Below are 16,746 nucleotides of genomic sequence, written 5' to 3'. Positions count from 1 at the left end.
AAATGGAAACAAGAGAAAGTGCAATAGGGAGGAATAATCTCTCGCCCTCCTTCTTAACGATTATCCCGTTGAATCAGCCGTCGGGAAATGTGAAGGAAGTAGCGGGCAGAAAGTAGCATCCAAGTAATAAACAAGTGTAGTAGTATGAAAGATCAGTAATAAACAAGTGTAGTAGTATGAAAGATCAGTAATAAACAAGTGATGTGAGAAAACCGATGGGTAGGAACATATGAGCTACCACTCACTGAGTTAATATAGATTAGATTGTGAAAAACACGATAAATTGAACTTGGGTATAGCTTAAATCGGTTGAACTGAAAGTGAAAATACTGAATAAGAAGCGGAAATGCTGAAATTGGTGTAGCTTTAAATGAGTCGATTAACTGTGTTCGAAAGTCAAGGTAGGCGATTTCATGTTGTTTGGCATTCCGATCAGCATTCTTTCTTAGCTCAATAAAAATCGCGTAGCAGCTCAGTTAGCAGCCTCACGCTGCACCTGCAAGGAACGGCTTCAGCTGGCGTGCGTTCAGACCATGGGCGATTAACTGGCGGTAAGGGATGGCAGGAATGGACAAGCACATTTGCAGCAGGTTTTGGCGTATCTCTTCCTCGGAACAAGTCATGCGCAGGTAACGGCGGACGGTGTACTCGTTCAAATACGCCTGCAAATGCGTTATTCCCAGCGCGACATACGTGCGTCGGATCGAGTCTCTTGCTTGTCTCACGACTCTCCGCAAGGGCAGATACATCCGATAAACGAAAGGGAACCACCGCTTAGTTGAGGTATGTTGTCTATCGACATACTTGTTGATGAATGCCTCAAGATCGCTCCGGTCAGCCTGTTGCTCGCCCCCTCCTCTTTTGTGCGGAATCAATTGAATCTTCACTCGCTCGGGTTCACCAGTCTCCGTGACCGTGCAGCCGGCAACAACCGCGGTGGCATAAGGCTGACAAGCTGGATGAAAGCGTCTGGTATCCGTGCCATATTGATCGCGGCTCACCTTTACTTCTCCAGAGAGCAAGACCTTCGCATCACATTCACCGAGGGTATGACGGATTTTGTGCAGCATGAGCCAAGCGGTCTTGTAGGTCACTTGAATCACCTGACTCAACCGCAGCGCCGAGATGCCATCTGGGAGCAGGAACAGCTCCAATGCTTGGAACCATTTCACCAAAGGCAAATGGGTTCTTTCAAAAATGGTGCCGACCAAAGGCGAGGCTTGATAGCCACATTTTCCGCATTCAAATAAAGGAATATGTCGAGTGGACAGACGGGTGCACTCGGTATAAGCACAGCGCGGGCAGACAAAGCCATTTGGCCACTTCATCGCGATAATCGCCTCGATACAGTCGGCCTCGCTTTGAAAACGGCTACTGATAGATTTAAGCCCCATGCTCGTACCTAATTCCATGTCCGATCCCTCCAATTGAAGTTCCTCTAGTCACTGAATACGCACGTGCGTTCCCTTTTTTCTCATTATAGCAAACATACGTTCTTGTATCAACTAAAAAATCCCAAATCTTCACGAAAAATGTGGATGTTCAGATCACTGTGCAGCCTTAGTTTAATCCCCCTCATCGATCGCCAAATCTGAATCAAAGGGATAATCGTGCAAAAAGGGGGTTGGGGGGCTAGAGGGGCTAGAGGGGCTAAAATCCCCTCTACTCTCTTCCCTAATCTCTCAATTCTGATCGAAAGGGATAATGGTGCAAAAGGGCACAACGAATCACAACGAGGCACACAAAGGTACACAAAGGCATAACGAGGAAACAGCAAGGCGTAAATAGGCGCTTACGAGAGGTCTTCTATCGCGATCTCCGTATTCTGATCGAAAGGGATAATCGTGTAAAAGAGGCGTGCCGAAAGCCCAAAGTTCGGAGGCAGGCGGTGTCAAAAGGCGGCATTCGCCAATTTATACGGCGGGCGGGTAGTCGTCCATGATGCACGTGTCCCCTCAGCATATATTTATTAAGACCCAGGAAACGAAAGATTGAAATCCACGAAGATAGGATGAAGAACCTTGGAGAACGTCAACGAGAATCGATACGGCGAGGCTTATCAGGCCGGATACCAGGATGGGATTCGGTATGGCGGATGCCAGGCTGTGCTGGAACGCATTCCGCCGGTTTCTCGGCCGAAAGTGGACCTGCGGGTGCTGTATGTGCCTCAAGGGTTCGATGCGATTGACGAAGGGGTTCAGACGGCGCTTGCGGAGTTGACGCGGGAATGCATCGTTGCCTCACCGGAAATGATGCTGCAGGAAACCGAGCACCATCGTCCCGATCTGGTGCTGGTCATGAATTCGCTGCACATTTTTCCGCCTGATCATACTACGCAGTTGGAGCAGATCCGGAGAATGGGGATTCGGACCGCTGTTTGGTTCGTGGATGATCCTTATTTTACCGATGATACGACCGCGCTGGCTTTAAGCTACGATGTGGTGTTTACGCACGAAATCGAATGTGTGCCGCTCTATCGCTCCTTAGGGGTGCAAAGCGTACACCATCTTCCGCTCGCTGCGAATCCGCGTCAATTTCGGCCCATTCCGGCTAAGCCTGAATATCGCTATGATGTTTGTTTTATCGGTAATGCTTTTTGGAATCGAGTAGCCTTGTTTGATCGCTTAAGCTCGTTCCTGCAAGACAAACGCGTGCTGATCGCAGGATACCATTGGGATCGCTTGCCCAGATACGAGAAGCTGGCGAGGTTCATCCGCCCAGGGTGGGTTCCCGTTGAGGAGACGGTCCGTTATTACAATGCCGCCAAAATTGTACTCAACATCCATCGACCAACGCAAACCGGCCAGGACAACCGGAACGGGAGCGATACGCCTGGGAGTTCGATCAATCCGCGAACCTATGAAATTGCCAGCTGCGGCGCTTTTCAAATTACGGATATCCGCGGCGATTTAACCTCGTTCTATCGGCCGGGCTACGACATCGAGACGTTTCGAGATGAGGCGGAGTTAGAGGCGAAAATCCGCTATTATCTTGAGCATGATGAGGAACGACGCTTAATCGCTTGGCGCTCGCTGTGGACGACGACGGCGTTCCATACGTATATGGACCGGGTTAGCCGCCTGTTGGCTGCAGTCACCAAAAGCTAGTAGAGGAGTCAACCCACTGGAACCACCCCAACGAGAACCAACTATCAAGAACTCATCAGCTAGAACTATCCAACTAGATTCAACCTAGTAAAGGAGTGACCTTATGTTCATGGAAGAAGCGGCTGGCCATCCAACTCAACCCGTGATGAGCCCGGAGGAGAGCGGTAGAACCAACGGGTTCCGTGACGGCTATGCCGAGGGGTACCTGAGAGGAAGGGCCAGCTATATTGTCAGTCAACCGCGGCCGAAATTCCCGGTACGCAACTTAAAAATATTATATGTTGGCTCGGGGAAAGGATTTCCTTATTCTCCGATTGATGAGGCCGTAACTTCCACGCTCCGCACGTTAACTGCTGAAGTGATTACCGCTGTGCCGGGCGATTCGATACCGGATTTGGCATCGCTGCATAAACCGAACTTGCTGCTCGCCCTCGACGGCTTGGAGCTTCCTCTGGAGCATGTCAACGCCGTGCGGGCGATGGGTATCCCTACGGCGATATGGTTTACGGATGATCCCTACTACACGGATCTGACGGTTCCGCTGAGTACGCAATATGATTACGTGTTTACTCTTGAACGAAATTGCGTTGATCTGTATCGCTCAGCCGGCTGCAGCCAAGTTCATTATTTGCCGTTTGCCGCCTTTCCGGAGCACTATCGTCCGACCTTGATGCCATCCCCGCACCGCCGCAATTTAAGCTTTATCGGTTCAGCGTATTGGAATCGGGTGAACTTTCTCCGGCCTATTTTTCCAGCGTTGATTGAACAAGGCTTAATGATTAACGGTATCTGGTGGGATCGGCTGCCGGAGTACCCGGACTATGTGGACCGGATCGAGCTGGGAAAATGGATGGGTCCGGTGGAAACCGCCGAAGTGTACAGCGGGTCGAAAATTGTCCTGAACTTACACCGCTCCCCGTTTGAGGAGGATGTTAATAACAACAAAGCGGGTATCACAGCGGCGTCGCCAAACCCGCGGACGTTCGAAATTTCGGCCTGCGCAACGCTTCAATTGGTTGATTCGCGGGATGACCTAGCTTCGTTCTACGTCCCCGGCGAAGAAATTGAAACCTTCTCCTCGCCGGAGGAGTTGGTTGAGAAGGTGCGTTTTTATCTGAATCACGAGGAAGCAAGACGGGAAATTGCGTTGCGTGCGCTGAATCGGACCTTGCGGGACCATACCTATTCCAATCGGTTAGATCAGCTGCTAACCGTGATTTTCGGGTGAATCCAGTGAAGTGGAAGCTGGTTCCTGAGCCTCGGACAAACGCACAGGCAAAGGAGGGGCAATTGTGTCGGATAGAAAGAAGCTTCTGCTGTTCTCGCACGTGTGCAATTCCAGAAACGTAACCGGCGCCGAAAAGCTGTTGTTATTCAGCGCGAGAAAGCTGTCGGCTTATTACGACTGTACCATCGTGGTTCCAAGACAGGGCAGTTTGTCGGTGCTGGCCCATCGTTATGGGATTCGCACACTGCTGTGTGATAACCCGTTGATATACGCGATGTGTTCCCCGAACTCCAGTCTGTCTGGCGAAATCCATACGATTGCCTGGAGCGACTCGGTGCAGCGTACAATCGGATTGCTCCAAGAGGAGCGGCCGGATGCGGTACTGGTAAATACCAGCGTGAATGTAGCACCGGCGATTGCGGCTAAACAGTTGGGAATCCCTGTGATTTGGCAGATTACGGAGGTCATTGCATCCAATGAGTTTACGGCGGAAGCAGTGAATCTGATCGACAGATACAGCGATTTGATTGTTGGCATTTCCGAATCTGCCCTGCTTCCTTTCGCTGGAACGCAGGCTATGCACAAAACCGTATTGCTCTATCCTTCGTGGAACCCGGAGGATATCCATCCCGAGCTTTGGCCGGCACAACGCTGGCAACGAAGAGCACAATGGAAGATCAAACCGTCCGAATTTCTGGTCGGCTATATTTCCTCTTACCTGATTCCAGAGAAAGGTGCCAACCATTTTATCGAAGCAGCGCTGAACCTGGCGCACCGGTTCCCGGAGGCCAAATTCGTCATGATCGGTGCGGAAGTTCAACCTGAGTATTATCGGAGTTTAAAGCGAGCGGTACAGGGGTCACCGCATGGGCAGCGATTTATTTTTGTGAGTATGGAATACCATGTGGAATCCGCCTTTAGTGCGATGGACATCGTCGTTGTTCCGGGCATTCTGCCCGAAGGGTTTGGATTAACGGCGCTGGAAGCGATGATCTTCGGGAAACCGGTAGTAGCCTATGCTTCTGGCGGATTGCGCGAAATTTTGGAGTCGACAGGTAACGGAGCTTATCTGGTACCGACAGGAGACAGCCTTGGACTTGTGGAGAAGTGTGCAGAACTCCTGTCTTCTTCGGAACTGTCCCGCAGCGTAGGGGAAAGGAATCGAGTTCAAGCAGAGGTTATGTTTGGCCCTGCTGCCTACGAGCTGCGGCTTCAAGAACTCGTTCAGCGGATGCAGGGATTGTCGGGGGTTGCCGTACCTCTGCCTGAGCCGGTCCCGACCACGACTTCCCCAGATGCGGCGGAGTATCGAGGCTCTGGATCGGCGGCGGGTGCAGCGAGTCCGTCAAGCCGCCGCAGACGAGTCAAATTGAAGCGAGCCAAACTGCGTAAGCGAAAATCCGGTGCGGGAAGGAGCTTCACCGCCCGACGCGGCGGGAAGCGACGCGCAAGTAAGATCACCCGGCGCAAGGCGGGGGGCACCCGGAAGATGAACCGAATCCGCCGCAAACCTAGCCGGAGAACCAGAAATCCCCGCAGGCAACGCGTGCGGAAACGCCAGAAATTTACAAGGAGATGAGTCAGCAAGGAGATGAGACCGTGAAGATCATGACCATTTTGGGGACCCGACCGGAAATCATTCGGCTCAGCCGGATCATCCCGTTGCTGGATCAATGGGCCGATAAGCATGTACTGGTGCATACGGGCCAGAATTTTACGGCTAGTCTCAGCGATGTTTTTTTCCAAGAGCTGGGTTTGAGACAGCCAGACTATGTCTTTCAAGATCAGCAAACGACGCTGGGCAGCCAATTAGCGGCGATGTTTGGCCAGATGGAGCAGATCTTGGAGGCGGAGAGACCGGACCGCGTATTGCTGCTAGGGGACACAAACAGTGCGTTGTGTGCCATACTCGCTGAACGTCTCGGTTATCCTGTGATCCACATGGAGGCGGGTAACCGCTGCTTCGACCTCGAGGTGCCTGAGGAGAAAAATCGGAAGCTTATCGATGCGGTGTCGACGATCAATATGCCATACACCCCGCAGAGCAAAGCTCATTTGCTGGCGGAGGGGGTGCCGAGCAACCGGATCGTGCTGATCGGCAATCCGATTTACGAGGTGATGAAGCATTACGAGCCTCAGATTGAAGCAAGCGATATTCTGCAGCGGCTGGGACTGAGAGAAGGAGATTATTATCTCGTGACGACCCACCGGGCGGAGAACGTCGATCGACCACCCTCCCTGCACGCTATTATGGATGGGCTGAATCGAGTCGCAGAAATGTCGTCCAAACGGTTAATTTGCAGCATTCATCCTCGGACGAGATCGCGGATTGAACAGGACCTGAAGTTGGAGATGCATCCTTTAGTGGAATTTTATGAGCCGTTTGGTTTCTTTGATTTCGTGAAGCTGGAGAAGCATGCGCTATGTGCGTTGACGGACAGCGGCACCGTGCAGGAGGAATGCTGCATCATGCAGGTACCAACGGTAACAATTCGCCGTACGACAGAGCGGCCGGAGACCGTGGATTGCGGTAGCAACGTCGTATCCGGCATCGACGCCGGCAGAATCGCCGAAGCAGCGAAGATGATGTCCGGTATGGAACGTTCATGGCCTTGTCCTGAAGGATATTTGGAGGAGAAGGTCTCACAAAAAGTGGTCAAATTCGTGCTTGGGGGGAAGTTGAATGTTTAAAGATCAAGTGATTCTCGTCACCGGGGGGACCGGTTCCTGGGGTTACGAGCTGATCCGCCAGCTCCTCCCCCAAGACCCGAAGGAGATCATCATTTACTCCCGTGGTGAAGCGGCGCAGGTTGCGATGAGCCGCACCTTTCATGATGAGCGCCTGACGTTTCGAATCGGCGATATCCGCGATAAGGAGGCTTTGATCACGGCCTGCCAGAACGTGGACATCGTCTATCATCTGGCTGCTTTGAAACACGTGCCCATTTGCGAAGAGCAACCTGCTGAAGCGCTGAAAACCAATGTGGTCGGCACCCAAAACGTTATTGAAGCCGCCATTAAAAACAAAGTGAAAAAAGTCCTTTATATCTCTACGGACAAAGCGTCGAACCCCTCGAACTTCTATGGCATGACCAAAGCTATCGGTGAAAAGCTGGTTGTTTACGCCAACCTGATCCAGGATGAAACCCGATTTGTATGCATTCGGGGCGGCAACGTTCTGGGGACCAACGGCAGCGTGATTCATTTGTTCAAGCAGCAGATTCGGGAGCAGAAGCGGGTAAAGATCACCGATTTGGAAATGACTCGATTTTTCCTTACGATGCCGGAAGCGATCCAGCTTCTATTTAAGGCTTCTCGGGAGAGCATCGGCGGGGAGATTTTCGTCATGCTGATGCCAACCTGCCGGATTATCGATCTGGCGGAGGTGCTGATTGAGGCTTCAGGCATCCCCGATGTGTCGATTGAGGTGACGGGGATCCGCCCTGGCGAACGGATTCACGAGTTGCTGCTCAGTGAATATGAAAGCCGGTCGACCGTGGTATACGACAAGGAGTATCTGGTCATCATGCCTGCGCTCGAGATCGCGGGTCTGCGAGATCGTTACGGCCATTTGCCGCTCGTTCCTTACGGCGAGTTGAGTTCGGAACATGAGCTGATGAGCAAGGAGGAGATCCGCAACATGCTGGATAAAGGAGGATTTCTCTCATGAAATTGCTGATCCTTGGGGGCCATGGAATGGCCGGTCATGTATTGGTACGACATTTTCGCGAGAAGGAAGGCTACCAGGTGTTCTATACCTCACGCGACCCTGGTGACCGCAACTCGTTGATCTTGGATGCCGGAGATATCGTCGCTGTCGATCAGGCGGTGCAGTTAGTTCGTCCCGATGTCATCATTAACGCGGTTGGGGTGCTAAATCAATTTGCCGACCAGGATAAAATTATGGCTTATCACATCAATGGATTTCTGCCCCACCGGCTGCGCCATTTAGCTGACAAAATCCATGCGCGCCTGATTCATATCAGTACGGACTGCGTCTTCCGCGGTGACCGTGGCAGCTATAAGGAGGATGATCAGCCCGACGGTGTCACAACGTATGCCTTAACGAAGGCGCTTGGGGAGATCCGTGACGCAGGACATCTGACCATCCGTACCTCCATTATCGGACCGGAGATTCGCCGTCATGGAATTGGTCTCTTTCATTGGTTTATGAATCAGAAAGGGAAGGTGTCCGGGTACCGCCAAGTCAAATGGAACGGCGTGACGACGATCCAGCTTGCGAAGACGATCGAATTGCTGTTGGACCGGCCCGTGTCCGGGTTGATCCATTTAGCGCATCCAGAGGTCGTCAGCAAATACGAAATGCTGCAAATGTTTCAAGAAATTTGGGGGAAAGACGACGTTGAGATCGAACCGGATGATGGCCCGAACCTCGACCGAACGCTGGTGAACACCCGTCCGGATGCGGTAGTCCCTCTACCTTCGTTCCGAAAGATGATAGAGGAAATGGCGGAATGGATGAAACAGCATGAATGACCGGGCGACGGTTCTGATAACAGGAGCCGGCGGTTTTACCGGGCGTCATGCTTGCCAACGTTTTGCTGCCAAGGGATACCGGGTTTTCGCTATGGTCAGGAAGGCAGTCGGATGGCCTGTCAACGAGAAGTTAGAGTACATTCCGTGCGATTTGACTGACCGGGCAGGGGTCAAGCAGGCCATTGAGCAAACCCGGCCGCAGTACGTGCTGCACCTAGGCGGGAAAAACTCCGTCCCGGATTCCTGGGCTCAGCCCCTCCTCTACATGGAGAGTAATGTCATGACGACCCTATATCTGCTGGATGCGTTACATTCCTGCGGTCTGGGGGATACCCGTATCCTCGTAGCCGGTTCTCGGCTTAAATTTGGACTGGATCGGCCGCTTCATCCCACGCATCCTTATGGGTTAAGCAAAACTTTGCAAGAGGCGGCCGCTTTAGCCTGGGGGAAGCTGTTCCAACTTGGCGTGTTGATCGCCGAACCCGGCAACTTGATTGGCGCCGGTCCATCCACAGGGATATGCTCTCTGCTCGCCCGGCATATCGTCCGGCTGGAGCGGGGGGAGTCCCCTCCCCCTTTCCAGTTGTCTGCGGCGGATGCTAGGCGTGACTTTCTCGACGTACGTGACGCGGTGGACGCCTATGAAATGCTACTGCGCAAAGGGGAGATCGGAGAGGTGTATCCCGTCTGCTCCGGGCGAGAGCGAAGCTTGGCCGAACTGGTGGAGGACTTCGCACAGCTAACAACCGTAACGGATATGAGGATCCAAGCGGGTCCTTCATCCGGAAGCGGCTCGGCGTCCCCTGCCGAGCCGCCCCTTCCCCAGGCACTTTGGGGCCTGGGGTGGCGGGCCAATGTGGCTTGGGAACAATCGCTGCTGGACATCCTGGACTATTTTCGCAAAGAGGGGGCCGCAACATTATGAATCCACGCGTGAGCATCATTATTCCGTTTTATAACTGTCCCTACATTGAACAGGCAGTGCAAAGTGCACTGAGTCAAACGTATCCGCACACAGAAATTATCGTTGTGGATGACGGTTCGTCTGTCCACGCCGAACGGCTTGCGCCTTACCGCGGTCATATCTATTATTTGGGCAAGGCGAATGGAGGAACGGCCTCCGCGCTGAACCACGGAATCCGACACGCATCCGGGGAGTATATTGCGTGGCTTAGCTCGGACGATCTGTTCGCGCCTCAGAAAATCGAAATGCAATTAAATTTCATGCTAGGGCAAGGCGCTGAAATTTCCCACACCAATTTCCACTACATCGATGAACACGGCCGAATCACACAATACAATGCTGGCATGCAGCCCCTCGGCATGCGAGAGCTGGCGAACACGTTGTACAGCGGCAACCCGATTAACGGTTGTACGGTCATGATCAAACGCAGCTTGATTCAGCGTGTAGGCCTATTTGATGAAGGACTGCCGTACACCCACGATTACGATCTTTGGCATCGAGTCATGCTCTCTCGGACGGCTTTTCCTTATTTGAACGTTCCGCTTATCTCTTACCGACGGCATTCGGGGATGGGGACGCTGCGCCATCAGGCGGCGATTTCGGCGGAGATCCGGTTCATTCAGAACCGTTACCGGGATGCACTGACCCATCTCATAGCGACTTCATAACGATACTAGCGGGCCTGTCCAAGCTATCGACGAAGCCTAAGAAGACAAAATAAGCGGTTATCTTGATAAAGATGTCTATACCAAAACCTTCTTCGGTTCATAACCTGTACTAGATTACAAGAAGGTGGTGATTTAAAAGATGGGTGTCTTTCTTGATGCCAGAAGCTCCGTGAACTCCAACCAGCCTGGTTTCCCCGGAACTCCACTCACAGATACTCCTGCATTGTTCGGGATTATCGGGCTGCAAACGCAGAACGTTCCGAATCCGATCGTTGTGCTGTCGGGTACTATCGGAATTCTGGGAGACGTCGGCGATACGTTTACGATTGAAATCGTTCGCGGTGCTACGTACAACCCTGCCAACGTCATCTATACCCTCGACGGCGTAGTTAGCAGCGCCGTATCCACAGAAGTTACGTCTTTCGTAGCCGCCGACCTTCTGGCTCCGGCTGCTCCGGAAACCGTCTATACGTCCTTTATCTCTGGAGCAACAACGGCAGTCCGTAACGGTCCAGAATCATTAGTAGGCATTGCCCAACAGGGTTAGGTTGAACCCAGAAAGCCTGCCTCGGGGTGACCCGGGCAGGTTTTCTGCTAAACAAAGGATATCAGCTCCGATAGAAAAGGATTTGAAGGAATGAAGCGGCTAAAAATTTTGTTCGTAACGAAGGATTTCAGTCGGTATTTGGAACGGAATTTTCACTACATGCAATTGGAACTGCGAAAATATGCCGATTTAGCCTTGGATCATTGGGGCGGAGAGGTGCGGGCCATTCTCCGGCGAGCTCCCTTTCAGCCCGATTTTGTTCTGTTTAATGATCGGTTTCATGCCACGTATTGTCCTCCGGTTGAAGGGCTGGAACATCTGAAGTTACCCTGGGGCATGATCATGCATGATCTGCATGCCAAAGTCGAGCAGCGACGAGAGTTCCTGCGTCGACATCCTTCAGCCGCCATCTTTGTGATGTATCAGCAAGCGTTCCGGCAACGGTATCCCGAGTTTAAGGGCCGTCTTTATTGGCTGCCGCATTTTGTAGAACCTACGGTGTTCAGGGATTATCGGCGCCGGAAAAACATCAACGTTCTGCTTATGGGAGCAACGAACCCGAAGGTTTATCCGTTGCGCCATAAGATGAAGACGGCTTTGTCCGGATTTCCCGGCTTTGTGTATCACAGTCATCCCGGGTATACGAACTTCGATTCCGATGCCCAGGCGCTGGTGGCGCGAGGCTTTGCACTTGAAGTGAACCGATCCAAGATCTTCCTGACTTGCGATTCCAAATTCCATTATCCGCTTCGCAAATATTTTGAAGTGCTCGCCTGCAACACGCTACTGCTTGCATCCGAGAACGCTGATCTCCGTGCGCTTGGATTTAAATCTGGCGTGCATTATGTGGCGGTATCGGAGCAAGATTTTCTCGCCAAAATTCATTTCTATCTGCATCCCAACAACGAATCGCTTCGAGCCAAAATCAGCGGGCAGGGCTATGAGTTCGTTCGGGAGAAACATACAACCTCCGTTCGCACTCAGCAGCTGCTTCAAATGATCCGTTCCATCGTTGGTTAAATTTCTGCATTAGAGAAAGCCAGAGACTCGTCCTTATGTTCAAACTTCAAGCGAAAGGGGAGATGGATGTTGTCACGAATCATAGCCATAGTTGGTATGGGATATGTTGGTCTGCCATTGGCCGAAACGTACCTAGACCAAGGCTTTCGCGTTATCGGCATCGACAAGGACGAACAGAAGTTACAGCTGTTGCAACAGGGACGCAGTTACATCGCTGACGTTCCTGATGAAAAAATCCAACGATATACCGATGCGCAGCAATTGACGGTATCGTCGGACTTCGCCAAAATCGCAAGCGCAGAAGCGGTCATTATTTGTGTACCAACTCCGTTGACAAAGAAGCATGTGCCGGACATGACCTATCTGATCGATGCTGCCGAAAACATCGGAAAGCATCTTAAGCCCGGGCAGTTGGTCGCATTGGAAAGCTCTACTTACCCCGGAACCACTCGGGAAGTCATTTTGCCGCTGTTACAAAAAAGCGGTCTGAACCTCGGGACGGAGTTCTTTGTTGGATTTTCGCCAGAGCGGGTGAATCCCGGAAGCCGCCGTTACTCGCTGCGGGATATTCCTAAGATTGTTAGCGGAGTTACCACGGCTTGCGCAGATCGGATGGAAGAGCTATATCGTGCAGGATTTCGCACTGTGGTACGGGTATCCTCGACAGAAACGGCGGAAATGGCGAAACTGCTGGAGAACACCTTTCGTTTCGTAAACATTTCATTCATCAACGAGTTTGCTTTGCTCTGCGATCAAATGGGAATCAACGTTTGGGAAGTGGTGGAGGCCGCCTCCTCGAAGCCGTTTGGTTTTAAGGCGTTTTATCCTGGCCCAGGCGTAGGCGGACATTGCATCCCGGTGGATCCGATCTATCTGCAATGGAAAGCACAGCAGTTGGGAATGGAGAGTTCGTTCATCGAGCTCAGCACGCGGATTAACCGCGAAATGCCAAGTTACATTGTGTCCAGACTGCAAGAGGAAATGGACGGTTCCACTCTTGCTGGCAAGCGGATTTTGGTGCTCGGAGTTACGTTCAAAGAGGATGTCGCCGATATCCGCGAATCAAGCGTGCTTGAGGTGATCCGGCTGCTCATGGCCGCTGGTGCTGTAGTCGATTATCATGATCCGTTGATTCCCAAGGTGGAGATCGGCGGAACTAAGCTGCTCTCGGTGGAGTTGACAGCTGAGCGCTTAGCCTCCTCGGACGGTGTGTTGATTGCGGTACGTCACCGCGGATTACCGCTTGAGGAGGTCGTAAAGCACGCACGTTTCGTGTTCGATACTCGGAATGCAGTGGCCGGTATGCAAGGCAAGGCGCGGATCGTTAGGTTGGGGGGCGGAAAAACAGGATCCGCTCAAAACGGAATTTCTCGATGAATCTAGTTACGAAAGGAAGGTATATAGATGTTTAGAGACAAAATCGTGTTAATTACCGGCGGGACCGGATCCTGGGGGAAAATGTTGACGAGGAGGCTCCTGCAAGAGGGACCGCGGGAAATTCGCATTTTCTCGAGAAACGAATACGCTCAGGTCTTGATGCAGCGGGAATTTAGCGGGCACGTCTCCATGCGCTATCTGATCGGCGATGTCCGGGATTACACGGCGGTGGAGGCGGCTTGTAAAGGAGTCGATTATGTCTTTCATCTCGCAGCGCTAAAGCATGTGCCGGTTTGCGAATTCCAGCCGGAAGAAGCGCTTAAGACCAATGTGCTCGGCACAGAAAACATCATTCGGGCGAGCATCGCGAATAAGGTTATCAAGGTGATTGACGTATCTACCGACAAGGCGGTGGATCCGACCAATACGTACGGGATGACCAAAGCGATCGGGGAGAAGCTGATGATTCGCGCCAACGATTTAAGTGAACATACCCGATTCACTTGTATCCGCGGGGGGAACGTGCTGGGGACGAACGGCAGCGTAGTTCCGCTGTTCATTAACCAACTGCGGGACGGGAAAGACTTAACGATTACCGCTCGAGAGATGACGCGCTTCTTCCTGACCTTGTCCCAAGCGATCGATCTTCTGCTCAAAGCGGCCACGACAGCCATCGGAGGCGAAACGTTCGTGATGAAAATGAAGGCTTGCCGCATCATCGATATTGCCGAGGTGCTTACGGAGCATTATGTCGGACATCACGTTCCGGTGCAGGAAATTGGCATTCGGCCAGGAGAGAAGCTGCATGAGGTGCTGGTCTCCCGGTACGAAGCTCCTTATACACTCAAGTATAGCGATCAATATTATGTCATTCTTCCTCCCAGCTCCAAGGAACTCATTGCCCATTATTCCAGCTTGCCTCGCGAACTGTTCTCTGAATACAATTCCAACGCTTCTTTGCTTGATAAGGCCGAAGTGGCAGAACTGCTGCGGGAGGGAGGGTTCCTGAACTGATCACGATAAGTTTATGTATGATTGTCAAGAACGAAGAAGCCCGTTTACCCGTATGCTTAAAGTCCGTCTCCGATCTGGTGGACGAAATGGTGATCGTAGATACGGGTTCAACCGACCGCACGAAGGCGGTTGCGGAGGAATTCGGGGCCAAGGTGTATGATTTCGCTTGGCAGGACGATTTTGCGGCTGCAAGGAATTTCGCTTTCTCCTTGGCAACCTGTGAATATATTCTGTGGATGGATGCCGATGATGTGTTCACCGAACCCAACCGCGCCAAGCTCCTTCAGCTCAAGCAAAATTTGAGCTCCGACATCGACGCGGTTCTGATGAATTATGTGCTGCATGAGGAGGAACAGACCGGAGCGCCGCTGGCCTACACCCGGCGGAACCGATTAGTCAAACGGAGCCGGAAGTATCGCTGGATTGGCATCGTACATGAATACTTGGATATTCCGGATGGAAAGCAGCTGCTAACGGATATCGCTGTAACTCATCGCGGAACCGGGGGCCATTCCGGCCGAAATTTAAAGATCATCGAGCATCATTTGGCTTCCGGCGGTGAACTGCAAGGAAGACTGCGTTTTCATTTCGCATGCGAGCTCGCAGATGCTGGACGATATGAGGAAGCCGTACCGCAGTTTACGGAATTCCTTCTCGATCCGATGGCGAACCGGGATGATCTGATTCTGGCCTGCGCTCGTTTAGCGGATTGCTATGGTTTTTTGGGACGCGAAGGACAGAAACTGGAGACGTTGCTGCGATCTCTCCAATATCAAATTCCGAGTTCGGAAATTTGCTGTGCGATCGGAAGATGTATGGAGGATCGACAGGAATGGGCGATGGCAGTCTATTGGTACGGTCAGGCGTTACAGAATGCCCATGTTGGCAGTTGGACAGCGATCGTTCAGTCGGCGCCCCGAACCTGGTTGCCGCATAGTCGGTTATGTTTGTGTTATGCGCGGCTTGGCCATTTACGTCAAGCGTATGAACATAACCGGGAGGCGCTTCGTTATTTGCCAGAGGATCCAGGCCTCCGTGAAAATGAGAAGAAGTTGAAGTTGGCTTTGGAAAATACGTCTACCTCATAGGCGGCTCCCCAATAGTATATGCATTTTGCAGAACAATTGCCGACAAAAGAACCTCCAGATTCCTGGAGGTTCTTTCATTTGTTTCTTTATTTTACTCCTAAGCTTTGCAACATTTGGCGGAAGGAATCAGCATATTGTTGCGGCGACAGCCACTGGTGGACATGCTGTTCCCCCATGCTGCGGATCTTCTCCCGCTGTTCGTGATGATCCATCAGCTCCAATGCGCCGGCAACCGCTTGGCCCACTTGCGGGTACGCGAAAAATTTTCCCGTCTCATTATGTTTGATAAAGAGACGTACACCATCCGAATCGGTGGTCAGCACGGGGCAACGACAAGCTAATGCCTCGGCAACGGCATATCCGAAGCCCTCCAGGGTAGATGTGGAAATCATGAGCCCTCCGGAATCGCCGACGCGGGATAAATAATAAGGCATCTCCCGATTGGGGGTATTCGGATACAATTTCAGGTTGGATTCTAATCCCAAGCGTTGAACATACTGCCAAAACTTGTTTTTCGTCTCCTCAGACGGAAGTTGATAATCGAGGAACATCCAAATTTCCATCTGTGGACGTTGACGAAGCAGGGCGGCCGTAATTTTCAGAAATAATTCCCAGTTCTTATTCGGGTCCAGACGTCCGACCCAAGCGATAATGGGTACCGGATACTTCGGTTGTGCGATATGACGGAAGTGCCGAGTATCCAGCGGATTCATCAATACGAACTTGGGCAATGTGGGATAGTGGGTGGAGGCCAACTCCATCAAATGGGGGGTTGGAGGCATCAGCGAAGCCTGGCAATTTCGTAAGATTTCGTCCTTGCCTTCCCGAAGCGTCTGATCCGCTTGCTCCCGCGTGCCCAAGCCTTGAATTTCAAAAATTATCGGTTTGTGAAACCCAAGCCGGCGCAGCCGTCCGGGCATCCAATAATCCGAGGTAGCTATAACGGCATCATATTGCGGCAAACGTTGAGCGAGTTCGGCATCGCTTGGGTCCACCATTACGGGAATATTAGCCTGCTGCGTGTTGATGAGCCCGGTACCGGGACGCAAATACAAAATATGGCCTTCAATGTTCCGGCTTCTGAGCGCTTCGCAGCGCAAGCGGTTTAATGTTTCGACCCCGCCGCTCGGAACGTAAAACGTAAACAGCACTTTCATGGGCCAGCACCCCTTGAGGTTAATCAGCGTCTCAGATTTAGTGTACGCGTCATCTGATTTGGACGTGTGGGTAGATTTC

Annotated in this window: 15 protein-coding genes; 13 read left to right on the top strand and 2 right to left on the bottom strand. The window is 52.0% G+C overall.

Features of this window, described 5'->3' with window-relative positions:
- Window positions 1–485: 485 nt before the first annotated feature.
- Window positions 486–1,412, bottom strand: a complete 927-nt coding sequence (locus PBA01S_RS03670; protein ID WP_127575365.1) for a transposase — start codon at window positions 1,410–1,412, stop codon at window positions 486–488.
- Window positions 1,413–2,021: 609 nt separating this feature from the next.
- On the opposite strand from PBA01S_RS03670, the gene PBA01S_RS03665 reads away from it, so the two are divergent.
- The 13 genes from PBA01S_RS03665 to PBA01S_RS03605 all read left to right on the top strand — a co-directional run bounded on the left by PBA01S_RS03665 (window position 2,022) and on the right by PBA01S_RS03605 (window position 15,510).
- A complete protein-coding gene (locus tag PBA01S_RS03665) occupies window positions 2,022–3,107 on the top strand; it encodes a CgeB family protein (protein ID WP_028539336.1) in 1,086 nt (361 codons plus the stop codon).
- A 103-nt stretch (window positions 3,108–3,210) separates the two neighbouring features.
- Window positions 3,211–4,335 carry a CgeB family protein gene (locus PBA01S_RS03660; protein ID WP_028539337.1) on the top strand — a complete coding sequence of 375 codons (1,125 nt, stop codon included), beginning with the start codon at window positions 3,211–3,213 and terminating at the stop codon, window positions 4,333–4,335.
- A gap of 64 nt (window positions 4,336–4,399) precedes the next feature.
- Window positions 4,400–5,914 (top strand): glycosyltransferase family 4 protein, encoded by a 1,515-nt coding sequence (locus tag PBA01S_RS03655; RefSeq protein WP_255315285.1) that lies wholly within the window; start codon window positions 4,400–4,402, stop codon window positions 5,912–5,914.
- A 20-nt stretch (window positions 5,915–5,934) separates the two neighbouring features.
- Window positions 5,935–7,026: a non-hydrolyzing UDP-N-acetylglucosamine 2-epimerase gene (gene wecB / locus PBA01S_RS03650; RefSeq protein WP_085279637.1), complete on the top strand. Its 1,092-nt coding sequence runs from the start codon at window positions 5,935–5,937 to the stop codon at window positions 7,024–7,026.
- Window positions 7,019–8,005, top strand: a complete 987-nt coding sequence (locus PBA01S_RS03645) for a polysaccharide biosynthesis protein (protein WP_028539339.1) — start codon at window positions 7,019–7,021, stop codon at window positions 8,003–8,005. Before wecB ends, PBA01S_RS03645 begins: the two co-directional genes overlap by 8 nt.
- A complete protein-coding gene (locus PBA01S_RS03640; protein WP_085279636.1) occupies window positions 8,002–8,832 on the top strand; it encodes an SDR family oxidoreductase in 831 nt (276 codons plus the stop codon). Before PBA01S_RS03645 ends, PBA01S_RS03640 begins: the two co-directional genes overlap by 4 nt.
- On the top strand, window positions 8,825–9,757 hold the full coding sequence (locus PBA01S_RS03635; RefSeq protein ID WP_127575363.1) for an NAD-dependent epimerase/dehydratase family protein: 933 nt from the start codon (window positions 8,825–8,827) through the stop codon (window positions 9,755–9,757). Before PBA01S_RS03640 ends, PBA01S_RS03635 begins: the two co-directional genes overlap by 8 nt.
- Complete coding sequence (locus tag PBA01S_RS03630; protein ID WP_127575362.1) at window positions 9,754–10,464, top strand: glycosyltransferase; 711 nt, start codon at window positions 9,754–9,756, stop codon at window positions 10,462–10,464. The genes PBA01S_RS03635 and PBA01S_RS03630 overlap by 4 nt, the downstream gene beginning before the upstream one ends.
- Before the next feature lie 139 nt (window positions 10,465–10,603).
- Complete coding sequence (locus tag PBA01S_RS03625) at window positions 10,604–11,011, top strand: hypothetical protein (RefSeq protein WP_028539343.1); 408 nt, start codon at window positions 10,604–10,606, stop codon at window positions 11,009–11,011.
- Window positions 11,012–11,101: 90 nt separating this feature from the next.
- Window positions 11,102–12,031, top strand: a complete 930-nt coding sequence (locus tag PBA01S_RS03620) for a glycosyltransferase (protein WP_127575361.1) — start codon at window positions 11,102–11,104, stop codon at window positions 12,029–12,031.
- 66 nt (window positions 12,032–12,097) lie between these two features.
- A complete protein-coding gene (locus PBA01S_RS03615) occupies window positions 12,098–13,408 on the top strand; it encodes a nucleotide sugar dehydrogenase (protein ID WP_085170823.1) in 1,311 nt (436 codons plus the stop codon).
- 27 nt (window positions 13,409–13,435) lie between these two features.
- The gene (locus PBA01S_RS03610; RefSeq protein WP_085170824.1) at window positions 13,436–14,422 is read left to right on the top strand and encodes a polysaccharide biosynthesis protein; all 987 of its coding nucleotides are present in this window, start codon (window positions 13,436–13,438) and stop codon (window positions 14,420–14,422) included.
- A gap of 17 nt (window positions 14,423–14,439) precedes the next feature.
- Window positions 14,440–15,510, top strand: coding sequence for a glycosyltransferase family 2 protein (locus PBA01S_RS03605; protein WP_254899817.1), 1,071 nt, complete (start codon window positions 14,440–14,442; stop codon window positions 15,508–15,510).
- A gap of 86 nt (window positions 15,511–15,596) precedes the next feature.
- Here the strand turns inward: PBA01S_RS03605 and PBA01S_RS03600 are convergent, their stop codons facing one another.
- On the bottom strand, window positions 15,597–16,667 hold the full coding sequence (locus PBA01S_RS03600; RefSeq protein WP_127575360.1) for a glycosyltransferase family 4 protein: 1,071 nt from the start codon (window positions 16,665–16,667) through the stop codon (window positions 15,597–15,599).
- Between the last annotated feature and the right edge of the window lie 79 nt (window positions 16,668–16,746).

The organism is Paenibacillus barengoltzii NBRC 101215 (assembly GCF_004000745.1).
Lineage (GTDB): Bacteria > Bacillota > Bacilli > Paenibacillales > Paenibacillaceae > Fontibacillus > Fontibacillus barengoltzii.
The sequence above is the reverse complement of the archived record's forward strand: the minus strand, read 5'-3'. Positions and strand labels throughout refer to the sequence as shown.